We start from the raw sequence: 13,818 nt of genomic DNA on the forward strand, positions 1-13,818 counted from the left end.
CGGGGCTTTTTTTTGCCTCGGCGAGCCGCCAGACTGGCGATATGTCACTCCGTACCCTGAACCACCTCACCGATATCGAACCCTCCGCCTGGGACGCCCTGCTGCCCGAGCCGCAGCCGTTCTTGCGCCATGCTTTTCTCTCGGCGCTGGAGGACAGCGGCAGTGTCGGCGGGAGTTCCGGCTGGCAGGCGGCGCATCGCTTGCTGTACGACGCGAACGGTACGTTGCGGGCGGCGCTGCCGGCCTATCTGAAACAGCATTCCTACGGCGAGTACGTGTTCGACATGGGCTGGGCCGATGCCTGCCATCGCGCCGGTATCGCCTACTACCCCAAGCTGCTCGGCGCCGTGCCCTTCAGCCCAGTGAGCGGCCCGCGCCTGCTGGGTGATGGTCAGGCTGCCGGACAGTTGCTCGACGAGTTGGTGGCGGGCCTGGAGGGCGAGGGGCTGTCGGGGCTGCATATCAACTTCATTCAGGCCCAGGACGATGTGCTATTCGAGGGACGCGACGGCTGGCTGCAGCGCTTGGACTGTCAATACCACTGGCACAACCGCGGTTACCGTGACTTCCAGGATTTCCTCGATGCCCTCAGCTCGCGCAAGCGTAAGCAGCTGCGCAAGGAGCGCGAACAGGTGGCCGGGCACGGCATCGAATTCCGCTGGCAACTCGGTCATGAGCTGAGCGAGGCGGACTGGGATTTCGTCTACGCCTGCTACGCCAGCACCTACCATGTGCGCCGCCGCGCGCCATACCTGACGCGCGAGTTCTTCAGCCTGCTGGCCGAGCGCCTGCCCGAAGCCGTTCGCGTGGTCAGTGCGCGGCAGGGTGGTCGCCCGGTGGCCATGGCTTTCAGCCTGGTGGGCGGCGACAGCTTCTACGGGCGCTACTGGGGCTGCCTGGGCGACTTCGATCGCCTGCATTTCGAGACCTGCTTCTACCAGGGCATCGAGCGTGCCATCGAGGAGGGCCTGCAGCGCTTCGATGCCGGTGCGCAGGGCGAGCACAAGTTGATCCGTGGCTTCGAGCCGCAGATCACGCGCTCCTGGCATTACCTGCTGCATCCCGGTTTGCGCGCTGCCGTAGACCAATTCCTCGCTGAGGAGCGGCCGGCCGTACTGGCCTATGCCGAGCAGGCGCGGCAGCTGTTGCCCTATCGCCAGGCAGGAACCTGAAATGAAGAAGCTGTTGCTGAGCCTGGGTGCTCTGGCTTTGAGCCTGCCGCTCGGCGTATTGCTGGCCTTGCTACTGGTGCCGTTATGGCGCTGGCTGGAGGATGTCGGCGGTGTCGAAGCCATTGGCCATTCCGGGCCTGCGGCCTGGTGCTATGGCATCTGCATCGGTCTATTCGCCTTGCTGGGTTTGCTACTGTTGTGGCGCCGCCCATGACCCGCGCCTTGTTCATCTGCAGCCGCAACCGCCTGCGCAGTCCCACCGCCGAGCAGGCCTTTGCCACCTGGCCGGGCGTGGAGAGCGACTCGGCCGGGCTGGCGCCGGATGCCGAGGTGCTGCTGTCCGCCGAGCAGGTGCAGTGGGCCGAGCTGATCTTCGTCATGGAGCGGGTGCACCAGCGTCGCCTGCAGCAGCGCTTCGGCCCGCTGCTCAAGGATCGGCGGGTGATCTGCCTGGGCATTCCGGACGACTACGAATACATGCAGCCGGAGCTGGTCGAGCTACTGGAACGCAAGGCTGGGGCCTATTTGCGCTGAGCCTGGGATGGCTCGCGGATCGGCAGGGGAGAGAAGTTGGCGCAGCCGCTGCAGCGGCCGCGCCAGGCGACGCAGGTCAGAGCTTCTTCGCGCTGAGGATCAGCACCGGCTCGACCGGTACGTTCTGGTGCATGCCGCGGTTGCCGGTGCGTACCTTGGCGATGCGGTCGACCACGTCCATGCCGCGCACGACCTTGCCGAACACCGCGTAGCCGAAGTCGCGGCCGCCGTGGTTGAGGAAGTCGTTGTCCTTGTGGTTGATGAAGAACTGGCTGGTAGCCGAGTCCACCACCTGGGTGCGGGCCATGGCGAGAGTGCCGCGGTCATTGCGCAGACCGTTATCGGCTTCGTTCTTGATCGGCTTGAAGGTGTCCTTCTCGCCCATGTCGGCATCGAAGCCGCCGCCCTGGATCATGAAGCCAGGGATTACCCGGTGGAACTGGGTGCCATTGTAGAAGCCGGCGTCCACGTAGCCGAGGAAGTTTTGCGTGCTGATAGGCGCCTTCTCGGCGTTGAGCTCGATCTCGATGTCGCCGAGGCTGGTGGTCAGCAGCACGTGGGGGTTGCCGGCAGCCAGCAGGCTTGTGCTCAGCAGCAGGCCACAGGCGGAGAGGAGGAGTTGCTTCAGCATGGTTGCGGGTCCTTGTGTTGCTCTTGCGGTTGATTGCGCTCGACCTGGGCGAGGAATTCGTCCAGGACGGCATTGAAGCGTTGTGGCTGGTCCATCGGAGTAGCGTGGCGCGAGCGTTCGATCACCACCAGGCGCGCGTTGGGCAGTTCGCGCACATAGGCCTCCTTGCTGGCGACCGATGTGTAGTCGCGGTCGGCCGTGACCACCAGGGTAGGACAGGTGATCGCGGCCAGGCGTTCGCGCACGCTCCAGCCGATGATGGCGTCGAGGCTGGCCAGATAGGCGCGCTTGTCGTTCTCTGGCCAACGCTGCTCGATCTTGGCGCGCAGCTCGGCCTGTTCCGGGTGCGGGAAGAGGATACGGCCTAGGCCCTGGCCGATGGTCTGCATGCTCAGCAGGCGCGACAGGGTCCAGCGCTTGGCCAGCATCCACCAGTCGGCGGCGCTCTTGGCGCGCACCTCGGGGGCGCTGTTGACGATGGTCAGGCTGCGCAGCAGCTCGGGCCGGTCGACGCCCAGCTGGAAGCCGACCATGCCACCCATGGAAATGCCGACCAGGTGCACCTGCGGCAGGCCCAGATGTTCGATCAGCGCCGCCACGTCGGCGGCGAAGCCGGCCATGCTGTAGCGCTCGCGTGGCTTGCCGGAGCGGCCGTGGCCGCGCAGGTCGATGGCCAGCACGCGGCGATTCTCCAGCAGGTGCGGCATCTGGTATTCCCAGTCCTGGATGCTGGAACCGAGGCCGTGTACCAGCAACACCGGTTCGCCCTGGCCACGGTCCTCGTAATGCAGCTGGCAGCCCTGATGTTCGAAGTAGGACATGGTGTTGGCCTCAGTTGCCGGACAGTGGCGCGGCGAAGGGCGCCTCCAGCGGCGCGCCGTCGAAGTTCTTGATCAGCTCGATGAGGATCTGGGTTGCCGGGCCGAGCACCCTGTCCTTGTTGCTATAGAGGAAGAAGCGTGGTCGGCGCACGTCGCCCTGTTCCATCGGCAGCGGCTTGAGCAGGCCCTCTTCCAGTTCGCGGGCGATCAGGTGATGCGGCAGCCAGGCGAAGCCCAGCCCGCTGCTGACGAAGGTGCGGGCGGTGGGCAAGCTGCCGACCGTCCAGCGCTGTTCTGCGCCGAGCCAGCCGGCGTCGCGCGGCTGTACGCGGCCGCTGTCGCGGGTCACCACCTGCATCTGGCCTTCCAGGTCCTGGAAGGTCACCGGGCGTTGCAGGAGATGTAGTGGGTGTTCCGGGTGGGCCACGGCGAGGAATTCCACCTCGCCCAGTTCGATGGGCAGGTAGCCGGTGATGTTGAGGGCGCTGATGGCCAGGTCCGCCGAGCCTTCGCGCAGCACTTCCTCGACCCCGGACAGCACCTCCTCGCGCAGGCGCACGCGGCAGCCGCGGCTCTGCGGCATGAAGGCGGAGAGGGTGCGCACGATGTTGGCGGTGGGGTAGGCGGCGTCCACCACCAGGCGCACTTCTGCCTCCCAGCCCTGCTCCATATGGTGGGCGAGTTCCTCCAGCTGGCTGGCCTGCTTGACCAGCTGCCGCGAGCGGCGCAGCAGCACCTCGCCGGCCTCGGTGAGCACCGCCTTGCGCCCGTCGATGCGCAGCAGAGGCGCGCCCAGCTGCTCCTGCATGCGCGCCACCGTGTAGCTCACCGAGGACTGCGAGCGGTGCAGCGCCTCGGCCGCCTGGGCGAAGCCGCCATGGTCCACCACCGCCTGCAGGGTGCGCCATTGATCCAGCGTGACACGGGGCGCTTTCATCGCCGCTTCCTCTTCTCTAATCTGGGCACCCCCAATAAGGAGAGTGCCGATGAAAAACTGCTGCCTGGTTCTGCTCGCGCTGCTGCCGCTGACCGCTGTCGCCTACCCGACCGAGCTGAAGAAGCAGCTGAACGGTGCCGAGGTGTCCGCCACGATCCAGGAGATCGACAGCAACATCGGCGGCCTCACCCTGTACAACTACGGCACCCTCGATGCCAAGTGCAGCGCCCGGTTCCAGAACGGCCCCGAGGCACCGCGCACCCGCGCTTCCGAGCTGAAGGCCGGGGAGAGCGTGACCCAGACGGTGAAGTTCGCCCGCAACATCATCAAGCTGCGGGTGGATCTTACCTGCGAGCAGAAGTGAGCCTAGGGCTCGCTTTGAAAATAATCAAATTAATCGATTATTTGAAGCGGATATTTGCGCTTTTTAATCTTATTGGCTGACCATAACCTTCACTTCATCGAAACAAACAACCCCGATGGAGTTAGCCAAATGTCCCGCATCCTCGTTATCGAAAGCAGCGCCCGCCAAGAAGGTTCCGTTTCCCGCCAACTGACCGCCGATTTCATCGCCCAGTGGCAGGCCGCCCACCCGCAGGACCAGGTGACCGTGCGTGACCTGGCCAAGCAGCCGGTGCCGCACCTGGACGAAACCCTGCTCGCCGGCTGGATGAAGCCTGCCGAGCAGCAGAGCGATGCCGAGAAGGCCGCTGCCGCCCGCTCCAACCAACTGACCGACGAAGTGCTGGCCGCCGACGTGCTGGTCCTGGCTGCGCCGATGTACAACTTCGCCATCCCCAGCACCCTGAAAGCCTGGCTGGACCACGTGCTGCGTGCCGGCGTCACCTTCAAGTACACCGAGACCGGTCCCCAAGGCCTGCTCACCGGCAAGCGCGCCATTGTGCTGACCGCCCGTGGCGGCATCTACGCCGGCAGCGGCCTGGACCACCAGGAGCCCTACTTGCGCCAGGCCATGGCCTTCGTCGGCATTCACGATGTGCAGTTCGTGCATGCCGAAGGCCTGAACATGGGCGCCGAGTTCTCCGAGCAAGGCCTGGCCAAGGCTCGCGAGCAACTGGCCCAGGTCGCCTGATTCATCGACTCTCCCCTGGGGCCGAATGCTGTCGGCCCGTCCACCGGTTCGCACGGGCGCTCCTCCCGGCGGGCCGGTTTTTTATTGCCCGCGAAAAAGCTTCGGGATTTAGCGCAGCCAGAGCAGGGTCAGCATGCCTAGCGCCAGCAGGATCAGGGCGATACCCGAGAAGCGCTCCAACCAGGGCAGGGCGCGGGTGAAGCGAGCCAGCACGGCCTGGTTGCCGATCAGCAGCGCCACCAGCACATCCCACAGCAGCACTACGGCGAACATCCAGACCCCATAAAGGGTCTTCCACAGTGCGCTGGTGTGCGGTGGCGTCAGCATCGCCGCCAGGCTGACATAGAACAGCGCATTCTTCGGATTGAGGATGCCGGACAGAAAACCCATGCCCGCGGCTCGCCACCAGGCCTCGATCTGCGGCGCCGCGCTGGTGTCGGCGACGGCAAGCGGCGTGCTGCCGGCATGGCGCAGAAACAGCACGCCGAGGTACAGCAGGTAGGCGCAGCCGGCCAGTTGCAGGGCCACGAACAGCTCGCTGCCGGGTCGCAGCGCCGCCGTGCCGGCGAAGGCGGCGACGATGAACAGCGCGTTGGCCAGCGCGATGCCCAGGCAGGCTCCGCTGGCCACGCGCCAGCCGGCAGCCAGCGAGGTGCGTGCGATGAGGAAGAAGTCGGGGCCGGGAGACAGCAGCGCCAGGAAGTGCGCGGCGGCGATGAAGAGAAACTGTTGCATGGCGACTCGCTCGAATTTTTCGCAGCGTGTCAGCCGGGGCCCTGGCGGGTATTGAAGAAAATTGCAGGCCTAGGCGCGGAAACGTCCAGGAGTGATGCCGGTGTAAGCCTTGAACACTCGCTGGAGGTGCGCCTGGTCGGCGAAGCCCAGCCCATAGGCCACATCCGCCAGGCTTGCGCCGGCCAGCAGGCGCTCTTTGGCGAGGTTGATGCACAAATTGAGCTGCCAGGCATGCGGCGTCATGCCGGTGGCTGCGCGGAAGGTGCGAATCAACTGGTATCGGCTCATCTCGCTTAGCTGCGCCAGCTCGTGCAGCGAGACACCGGCGGCCGGCGAGCGTTGCAGCCGCTCGAACGCCGGCTGCAGGCGTTCAGCCTGGGCGGCATCAGGGCCACGCACCTCGATGGCGCTAGCCGGCCTGGCGTCGCAGTCACCGATGAACTCGATCAGCGCGGCCTCCTTGTCCGCCGCAGCAGCGTCGGAGAAGAGCAGGGCGTTGAGCTGGCAGAAGCGAGCGTAGAGCGCGGGTTCATCGACTATCCGCACGGGCTCGTTGGCGGCCACCGAGCCTAGCGCCGACTCGTGGCGCAGCGCGTGCAGCCAGTCGGCATCCAGGTGCAGCATCTGGTAACTCCAGGCCGTTCCGCTCGCCGGGTTGCAGGAGTGCACGCGCGCCGCTGGCACCAGTACCAACATACCGGGGTGCAGGGCAACAAGCTGGTCGCCGGCGCCGCTGAACAGGCTGCGGCCCTCGTCTACTGCGCCGATGGAGAACGTCGGGTGGCTGTGCGGCTTGTAGCAGGCACGGCTGTGGCACGCGCGGCGGCTCTCCACCTGCGGCAGGGCCGGGTCACGCCAGAACTCCTCGAGCGTTGCGGAGGCTGGCAGTGGCAATGGCTCGGAAGGGTAGGGCACGCTGGACTCGCCGATGGCCTGGCACGAGGCTGCGAGTCTAAGGTGTTTTAGGCGGTGCGCAGAAGCGTGGCGGCAGTCGGTATGAAGTGTATGGTCAGTATTTCCATCTTCTGTGTTTGAAATATCGAACGGACTGTGTTGCCATAGCTCACCTTGAATCGGGTGGTCGGAGGCGACGGTGCAGTTGTCGGGTCGTGGTGTGCTGCTGTCGGTGGTGGCGTCGGTGCTATTCGTGCTGATTCCCGGCTATGTGCGCGAGCTGGCGCCGCTGGACGGCCTGCAGGTGTTCGCCCAGCGCATCCTCTGGTCGATTCCGGCGGTCCTGTTGCTGGTGGCGTTCGCCCGGCGGTGGGGTGTGCTCGGTGCCGCCTTCGTGCGCCTGCGCCGTGAGCCGCTGCTGCTGGCTGCGCTGCCGCTGGCGGCGGCGTTGATGGGCGTGCAATGGCTGCTGTTTGTCTGGGCGCCTTTGGCCGGCAGAATGCTCGATGTGTCCCTCGGCTACTTCCTGCTGCCGCTGGCCATGGTGCTGGTCGGCCGGCTGTTCTATGGCGAGCGCCTACGTCCGCTGCAGCGCATCGCCGTGGCCTGTGCGCTGCTGGGTGTGGCTCATGAGCTGTGGCTGACCCGCGCCTTCTCCTGGGTGACTCTGGTCGCTGCCCTAGGCTATCCGCCGTACTTCATGCTACGCCGCTGGATGCGCCTGGACGCGCTGTCCGGCTTCGTCCTGGAGATGCTGATGCTGGCGCCGCTGGCCATCTGGCTGATTCATGCCTACGGGCCGCCGGCGGTGTTCACCGAGGCGCCGCAGCTGTGGTGGCTATTGCCCGGCCTTGGCCTGCTCAGCGCCTTAGCCTTCGGCGCCATGATGGCGGCCAGCCGCCTGTTGCCGCTGGGGCTGTTCGGCATTCTCAGTTATGTGGAGCCGGTGCTGCTGTTCGGCGTCGCCGTGCTGTTCCTAGGCGAGGCCTTCGCACCCCAGCAGTTGTGGACCTATGGGCCGATCTGGCTGGCGGTGCTGCTCATGGGCTGGGACAGCGCGCGCCTGCTGCACAAGCAGGCGCGGCAGGCGAGTTAGTCAGACGTCTTCCGCCAGCACCTGGTAGTGCAGCTGCGCCACGCCGCTGGAGAACACCCGATGTGCCTGCAGGCTCAGCCGATGCTCGAGGCCGGTGGCGAACAGCTGGATGCCGGCGCCGAGCAGGTGCGGGATGACGCTCACCACCAGTTCGTCGAGCAGCCCGGCGGCCAGGCAGTTGCCGGCCAGGCTGCCGCCGCCGACCAGCCAGACCCGCTTGCAGCCCCTCGCGGCCAGTTCATCCAGGGCCTCGCTCGGCGTGCAGTGACGACCCTGCACGCCGGCCGGCGGGTGCTCCAGAGGATTGCGCGCGAGGACGAGGCAGGGTTTGCCGGGGTAGGGCCAGTCGCTGCCCAAGCCGCGCACCATGTCGTAGGTGGCGCGGCCCATCAGCAGGCCATCGATGCTCTGGTAGAAGCCTTCGTAGCCGTGATCCTCGCCGGAGGCCTCGATGCTCTCCAGCCAGTCCACGGCGCCATCCGGGCGGGCGATATAGCCATCCAGGCTGGCGGCAACGTAGTAGATCAGTTGTGGCTTCATGCGGCCGCCGATCAGTCCAGCACGTTCTCGATGATCTCGTAGATCAGCCCGCTGGCCAGGGCCACCAGCACCACATCGGTACCGACCTGGCGCCACTCGTAGCCGTCGTAGTGCGGCAGCTGGCCGAGCAGGCGGCTGTCGAAGCGCTTGGCGATGCCGGGCGGCAGCGGCTTGCCGCGCGCCAGGTTCTTGCGGATGCCCGGCGGCAGCGAGTCGGCGGGGCCGATCAGGTTGCGGTTGTCACCGAGGACGACACGTACCCGGCCGATGTCGATGCTCGGACCGCGCAGGTCGACGGTGACGTCGGGATCACCGCCGCCGCCGTGCTTGTCATGCTTGTCGTGTTTGGGCGCGGCGCCGGCGCTGTTCAGGCCAAGGGCGAGGGCGGCGGCGAGCAGGGTGAGCGGCAGGATGCGAGGCATGGGGCCTTCTCCGATAGGGTATACAGATTCGAGCCCCGCCTCGCTTGAATGTTCCTTCAGGCCAGCGCGCGGCTCCGGTTGTCCAGCACTCGCAGTATGGCTCGCAGCAGCACGCCGTACAGCGGCACGAACAGCATCAGGCTGACGGCCAGCTTGACCCCGTAGTCCACCGTGGCGATTTCCACCCAGTGCTCGGCCATGAAGGGGTTGTCGCTGCGCCAGAAGGCCACCGAGAAGAAGGCGAAGGTGTCCAGCAGGTTGCCGAGGATGGTCGAGGCGGTTGGCGCTATCCACCACTGCGGCAGCTGGCGCAGACGGTCGAACACCTGGATATCGAGCAGTTGCCCGAGCACATAGGCGAGGAAGCTGGCCACCGAGATGCGCAGGACGAACTCGTTGTACTCGCCGAGTGCCGCCAGGCCGCGGAAGACACCTTCCTGGAAAAGCACCGAGACCACGTAGGAAGCGAGCAGGGCGGGGATCATCACCCGGGCGATCACCTGGCGCGCCGGGCTCTTGCCGAGCAGGCGCACGGTCAGGTCGCTGGCCAGGAAGATGAACGGGAAGCTGAACGCGCCCCAGGTGGTGTGCCAGCCGAACAGGGTGATCGGCAGCTGCACCAGGTAGTTGCTGGCGATGATGATGAGGATATGGAAGACGATCAGCACGGCCAGGGCCGAACGCTGGTGCGCCGTATGGGGCAGAAGCATGGAAGCTACCTTTTTAGTGGATGGGGTTAGGGAACCCATGCCGGCCGGAATGGCTGGCGGCGCGCATTCTATCCGTTCGGACGGATTTGTACAAAAATCGATCAGATGCGGCCTTTTGCCCCCACAACCGTTACCCTATGCAACCTGTTTTCGATCTGCGCCGAGGTAAGCCCCCCGTGTTTTCCCAATTCGCCCTGCATGAACGCCTGCTCAAGGCCGTGGCCGAGCTCAACTTCACCGAGCCGACGCCGGTGCAGCTGGTGGCCATTCCGCCGGCTCTGGAAGGGCGTGACCTGCGGGTGACGGCGCAGACCGGTAGCGGCAAGACCGCGGCCTTCCTGCTGCCGCTGTTCAATCGCCTGCTCGGCGACGCCAACTCCAAGCAGCGTACCGATGTGCGTTCGCTGATTCTGCTGCCGACCCGCGAGCTGGCCCAGCAGATTCTCAAGGAAGCCGAGCGCTTCTCCCAGTTCACCTTCATCAAGTCGGCACTGGTCACCGGCGGTGAGGACTTCAAGGAACAGGCGGCCATGCTGCGCCGCCAACCGGACCTGCTGATCGCCACGCCGGGCCGCCTGATGGAACACCTCAACGCCGGTAGCCTGAAGCTCAACGGCGTCGAGGTGCTGGTGCTGGACGAGGCGGATCGCATGCTCGACATGGGCTTCGCCGAGGACATCGAACGCATCACCAAGGAATGCGCCAACCGCCAGCAGACCCTGCTGTTTTCCGCGACAGGCGGTGGCAAGGTGCTGCGCGAGATGATCGCCAAGGTGCTGCGTGAGCCGGTGCACCTCAAGCTCAACAGTGTCGATCAGCTCAGCGAGACCACCGTCCAGCAGATCATCACCGCCGATGACCCGGGGCACAAAGAGCGCCTGGTGCACTGGCTGCTGAGCAACGAGACCTACCGCAAGGCCATCGTCTTCACCAACACCCGGGTGCAGGCCGACCGCCTGTACGGGCGCCTGGTGGCGGCCGACTACAAGGCCTTCGTGCTGCACGGTGACAAGGACCAGAAGGACCGCAAGCTGGCCATCGACCGTCTCAAGCAGGGCGGCAGCAAGGTGCTGGTGGCCACCGACGTGGCGGCCCGCGGCCTGGATATCGAGGGCCTGGACCTGGTGATCAACTTCGACATGCCGCGCTCCGGCGACGAGTACGTGCACCGCATTGGCCGTACCGGTCGCGCTGGTGCGAATGGTCTGGCTGTATCGCTGATCTGCCACAACGACTGGAACCTCATGTCGAGCATCGAGCGCTACCTCAAGCAGCGCTTCGAACGCCGTACCATTGCGGAACTGAAAGGCAGCTACCAGGGGCCGAAGAACGTCAAGGCGTCCGGCAAGGCCGTCGGGGTAAAGAAGAAAAAGACTGACAAGAAGGATGGCGCCAAGAAAGCGGCCGGCAAGACCGCACCCAAGCGCCGTGCCAATGCGCCCAAGCCGGCGCCGTCGGCATTGGTCAGCCAGGACGGCCTGGCACCGCTGAAGCGCAAGAAGCCGGCAGCGGAGTGAAACGAAGAGGGGGCCGAAAGGCCCCCTCTGCTTTTGCGGCTCCGCAGGTTGCACTCGTCCAAGTGAGTGCATCCTGAAGAGTCCACCGCGCGACCATCAGGGCACGATCAGGATCTTGCCGTCGCGTTCGCCGGCGGCGGCCGCGGCGATGGCTTCCTTGATCTGGCTGATGTTGTAGGTGGCCGCCACGCGGGCCTTGAGCTTGCCGCTGGCGATCAGCTGGGTCAGCTCGCCGAACACGCGGAACTGGTCGGCTTGGCTGGCCTTCTGGAACCACTTGGCCAGCCAGAAGCCGCGCAGGGTCACGTCGCGGAACACGAAGGAGGCCGCCGACACCTGACACGGCTCGCCGCTCATCAGGCCGTAGTTCACCAGGGTGCCGCCCTCGCTCAGGCAGGCCGCCACGTGGTCGGTGGCCGTGCCACCCACGGCGTCGATGCCGAGCATCACCGGCGCACCGCTGGTGGCCTCGCGTACGCGCTTGTGCAGGTCTGGGCCGTCCAGCAGCACCACGTCACCGCCCTCGGCCTTGACCCCGGCCACCGCAGCTTCGCGACGCACCACGTTGATGGTCTTGAAGCCACGCAGCTTGGCCAGCTGGATCAGGTAGCCGCCGACACCGGAGTTGGCGGCGTTCTGGATCACCCAGTCGCCCGGCTTGAGGTCGACGAACTCGCTGAGTAGCAGCGAGGCGGTCGGCGGGTTGATGGTCATCATCGCCAACTGCTGCGGATCGGCGTCCGGCAGCGGGATCAGCTTGGCGGCGGGGGCGTGCAGGTGAGTGACCCAGGTGCCGATGCCCACCGGCAGCAGCACGGTCTGGCCGACCTTGACGTTGCTCACGCCTTCGCCCAGCTGTTCGACGCGGCCGACGCCTTCGTTGCCGCCGATGGCCGGCAGCGGCGGCAGCATGCCGTATTCGCCGGTCAGGGTCAGCACATCGGAAGGGTTGATCGGTGCCGCCAGCACCTTGACCAGGGCTTGGCCGGCCGGCAGCGGCGGCAGTTGCAGTTCCACCGCTTCGATCACGTCCTGTGGGACCTTGCCGCGGTGTTGGTATTCGGCTTTGAGCATGGCAGTTCTCCATCGTCTGAGAGCGCTGAGTCTAGACCCAAGACGCCGCCATGGGATGAATCGCCCGGCATATGCGCGGGTGATGGCGCCAGCCATGGGCGAACACCTATGCTTGATCCATCGCTAAGGGGGACTGCATGTTTTCACGCGCCTGGCCGTGGCTGTTTCTGCTGCTGGCACCCGCCGCCACGGCCGAGTCGCTGCGCATCGGCTTCGGCACGCACAAGCCGCCCTATGTGTTCGAGGGGCTGAGCCGCGGGCTGGAATACGAGATCGTGGTGGCCGCCGTGCGCGCCGCCGGCGACGAGGTGGAGGTGCGCTATGCACCGATGGAGCGGCTGCATCTGGCGCTGAGCAAGGGCGAGCTGGATGGCATCGCCACCACCAATGCCTACAGCGGCATGCCGGCGTATTACTCGGCGCCCTACATCCATTGTCAGAACGTCGCCCTGGCGCTGTCGTCGCGGGGCTATCGCATCACCAGCATCGCCGACCTGGCGCATTACTCGATCAGTACCTTCCAGCGCGCCCGCCACCTGCTGGGTCCGGAATTCCAGGCCATGGCCGAGGCCAATCCGCGCTACCGCGAGGAGGCCCAGCAGATCAATCGCAACCGCCTGCTGTACAGCGGGCGCATCGACGTGGTGGTGGGCGATCCGCGCATCATGCGCTACTTCAATCGCGAGGTCGGCGAGCAGGTCGATACCAGCCAGCCGGTGACCCTGTACATGCTGTTCCCGCCGACCGCCTACAGCGTCGGCTTCCGTCTGCCGGAGCAGAGCGAGCGCTTCAACCGTGGCCTGGCAGCCATCCGCGCCAATGGCGAATACCTGCGCATAGAGCAGCGCTACGCCGACTATTGATCAGAACTTCTCGTTGAGCCCCAGATAGCGCCACTGGCCGACCGGCACCTTGGCCAGGCCGGTGCGGCCGAAGCGCAGGCGGCGAACGCCCAGTACCTGCAGGCCGACGTTCTCGCACATGAAGCGCAGCTGGCCGGGTTGCACGGCCTTGATGGCGAAGCGCAGGCGCGTCTCGCTCTGCCAGCTGACCTTGCACGGCGGCACCGTCACGCCCTTGTAGGTCTGGCCGAAGCTCAGGCGCTTGAGGCCTTTCTCATCCAGGCTGCCGGCGACCTCCACCAGGTATTCCTGCTCCAGCGTTGCGCCTTGCTCCTTGAACAGGCGTACCACCGCATGGCTCTGGCTGAACACCAGCAGGCCGCTGGCATCGGTTTCCAGCGGGGTGAGCAGCTCCAGGCGGCGCAGGTGGCGGTTCAGCGGGCGGATGCCGCTGGCGTCCTCGGCCCAGTGGTGAGCGTGGCTGAGCAGTTGTTGGGTGGAGTTGGCGCCCATGCCGCAACCGAGGCCGACCGGCTTGTGCAGCAGCAGGGTGATCGGCGGCTGGGTCTCGGCCTTGGCGCCGGGCAGTAGCACGATCTGCTCGTCGCGCACCGGGTGTTGCGGCTCCTCGATCACCTGGCCATCCACGGTGACCCAGCCGCCCTCGATATACAGCTCCGCCTCGCGGCGCGAGCAGGAAGTCTGCTGGATCAGGCGTTTCGACAGGCGTTCGGCTTCGGTCATGGCGGATGTCACATCGGGAAATGAAAGGCATTGTACCCGGCCTGGGACGGCTGCCG

General features: G+C 66.0%; 18 protein-coding genes. 8 read left to right on the plus strand and 10 right to left on the minus strand.

The window, feature by feature from the left end:
* Positions 1-41: 41 nt before the first annotated feature.
* From IB232_RS02320 to IB232_RS02330, 3 genes are read left to right on the plus strand one after another with little or no spacing between them, the layout of a single operon-like run.
* Entirely contained in the window at positions 42-1,172 is a 1,131-nt protein-coding gene (locus IB232_RS02320) for a GNAT family N-acetyltransferase (protein WP_192396951.1), read from the plus strand.
* A 1-nt stretch (position 1,173) separates the two neighbouring features.
* Positions 1,174-1,386 (plus strand): hypothetical protein, encoded by a 213-nt coding sequence (locus IB232_RS02325; protein WP_192396952.1) that lies wholly within the window; start codon positions 1,174-1,176, stop codon positions 1,384-1,386.
* Positions 1,383-1,706, plus strand: coding sequence for a low molecular weight protein tyrosine phosphatase family protein (locus tag IB232_RS02330; protein ID WP_192396953.1), 324 nt, complete (start codon positions 1,383-1,385; stop codon positions 1,704-1,706). The genes IB232_RS02325 and IB232_RS02330 overlap by 4 nt, the downstream gene beginning before the upstream one ends.
* A gap of 76 nt (positions 1,707-1,782) precedes the next feature.
* On the opposite strand, the gene IB232_RS02335 is transcribed toward IB232_RS02330, so the two are convergent.
* Genes IB232_RS02335 through IB232_RS02345 form a run of 3 tightly spaced genes read right to left on the minus strand, consistent with a single transcriptional unit; the run spans position 1,783 to position 4,095 of the window.
* The gene (locus tag IB232_RS02335; protein ID WP_137972304.1) at positions 1,783-2,337 is read right to left on the minus strand and encodes a peptidylprolyl isomerase; all 555 of its coding nucleotides are present in this window, start codon (positions 2,335-2,337) and stop codon (positions 1,783-1,785) included.
* Positions 2,331-3,158 (minus strand): alpha/beta fold hydrolase, encoded by an 828-nt coding sequence (locus IB232_RS02340; protein WP_192396954.1) that lies wholly within the window; start codon positions 3,156-3,158, stop codon positions 2,331-2,333. Before IB232_RS02340 ends, IB232_RS02335 begins: the two co-directional genes overlap by 7 nt.
* 10 nt (positions 3,159-3,168) lie before the next feature.
* On the minus strand, positions 3,169-4,095 hold the full coding sequence (locus IB232_RS02345; protein ID WP_192396955.1) for a LysR family transcriptional regulator: 927 nt from the start codon (positions 4,093-4,095) through the stop codon (positions 3,169-3,171).
* A gap of 49 nt (positions 4,096-4,144) precedes the next feature.
* On the opposite strand from IB232_RS02345, the gene IB232_RS02350 reads away from it, so the two are divergent.
* Positions 4,145-4,459, plus strand: a complete 315-nt coding sequence (locus tag IB232_RS02350; protein ID WP_192396956.1) for a 3-phosphoglycerate kinase — start codon at positions 4,145-4,147, stop codon at positions 4,457-4,459.
* 129 nt (positions 4,460-4,588) lie between these two features.
* Positions 4,589-5,188: an FMN-dependent NADH-azoreductase gene (locus tag IB232_RS02355; protein WP_192396957.1), complete on the plus strand. Its 600-nt coding sequence runs from the start codon at positions 4,589-4,591 to the stop codon at positions 5,186-5,188.
* Between the two features lie 108 nt (positions 5,189-5,296).
* Here the strand turns inward: IB232_RS02355 and IB232_RS02360 are convergent, their stop codons facing one another.
* The gene (locus IB232_RS02360) at positions 5,297-5,923 is read right to left on the minus strand and encodes a LysE family translocator (protein WP_192396958.1); all 627 of its coding nucleotides are present in this window, start codon (positions 5,921-5,923) and stop codon (positions 5,297-5,299) included.
* A 69-nt stretch (positions 5,924-5,992) separates the two neighbouring features.
* Complete coding sequence (locus IB232_RS02365) at positions 5,993-6,811, minus strand: AraC family transcriptional regulator (RefSeq protein WP_192397260.1); 819 nt, start codon at positions 6,809-6,811, stop codon at positions 5,993-5,995.
* Between the two features lie 205 nt (positions 6,812-7,016).
* Here IB232_RS02365 and rarD point away from each other — a divergent pair, with 205 nt between their 5' ends.
* Positions 7,017-7,913 (plus strand): EamA family transporter RarD, encoded by an 897-nt coding sequence (gene rarD, locus IB232_RS02370; RefSeq protein ID WP_192396959.1) that lies wholly within the window; start codon positions 7,017-7,019, stop codon positions 7,911-7,913.
* Here rarD and IB232_RS02375 read toward each other — a convergent pair whose 3' ends face one another.
* Genes IB232_RS02375 through IB232_RS02385 form a run of 3 tightly spaced genes read right to left on the minus strand, consistent with a single transcriptional unit; the run spans position 7,914 to position 9,585 of the window.
* A complete protein-coding gene (locus tag IB232_RS02375; RefSeq protein WP_192396960.1) occupies positions 7,914-8,453 on the minus strand; it encodes a dihydrofolate reductase family protein in 540 nt (179 codons plus the stop codon). It lies immediately after the preceding gene.
* An 11-nt stretch (positions 8,454-8,464) separates the two neighbouring features.
* A complete protein-coding gene (locus IB232_RS02380; protein WP_192396961.1) occupies positions 8,465-8,875 on the minus strand; it encodes an anti-virulence regulator CigR family protein in 411 nt (136 codons plus the stop codon).
* Positions 8,876-8,931: 56 nt separating this feature from the next.
* Complete coding sequence (locus IB232_RS02385; protein ID WP_192396962.1) at positions 8,932-9,585, minus strand: 7-cyano-7-deazaguanine/7-aminomethyl-7-deazaguanine transporter; 654 nt, start codon at positions 9,583-9,585, stop codon at positions 8,932-8,934.
* 176 nt (positions 9,586-9,761) lie between these two features.
* On the opposite strand from IB232_RS02385, the gene IB232_RS02390 reads away from it, so the two are divergent.
* The gene (locus IB232_RS02390; RefSeq protein ID WP_192396963.1) at positions 9,762-11,102 is read left to right on the plus strand and encodes a DEAD/DEAH box helicase; all 1,341 of its coding nucleotides are present in this window, start codon (positions 9,762-9,764) and stop codon (positions 11,100-11,102) included.
* 96 nt (positions 11,103-11,198) lie between these two features.
* On the opposite strand, the gene IB232_RS02395 is transcribed toward IB232_RS02390, so the two are convergent.
* Entirely contained in the window at positions 11,199-12,176 is a 978-nt protein-coding gene (locus IB232_RS02395; protein ID WP_192396964.1) for a zinc-dependent alcohol dehydrogenase family protein, read from the minus strand.
* Positions 12,177-12,313: 137 nt separating this feature from the next.
* Between IB232_RS02395 and IB232_RS02400 the strand changes: the two genes are divergently transcribed.
* Positions 12,314-13,039 (plus strand): substrate-binding periplasmic protein, encoded by a 726-nt coding sequence (locus IB232_RS02400; RefSeq protein ID WP_192396965.1) that lies wholly within the window; start codon positions 12,314-12,316, stop codon positions 13,037-13,039.
* Here the strand turns inward: IB232_RS02400 and IB232_RS02405 are convergent, their stop codons facing one another.
* Positions 13,040-13,762: an rRNA pseudouridine synthase gene (locus IB232_RS02405; RefSeq protein ID WP_192396966.1), complete on the minus strand. Its 723-nt coding sequence runs from the start codon at positions 13,760-13,762 to the stop codon at positions 13,040-13,042.
* Positions 13,763-13,818: the final 56 nt, after the last annotated feature.

Source organism: Pseudomonas sp. PDM15, assembly GCF_014851565.1.
Taxonomy (GTDB): Bacteria; Pseudomonadota; Gammaproteobacteria; order Pseudomonadales; family Pseudomonadaceae; genus Aquipseudomonas.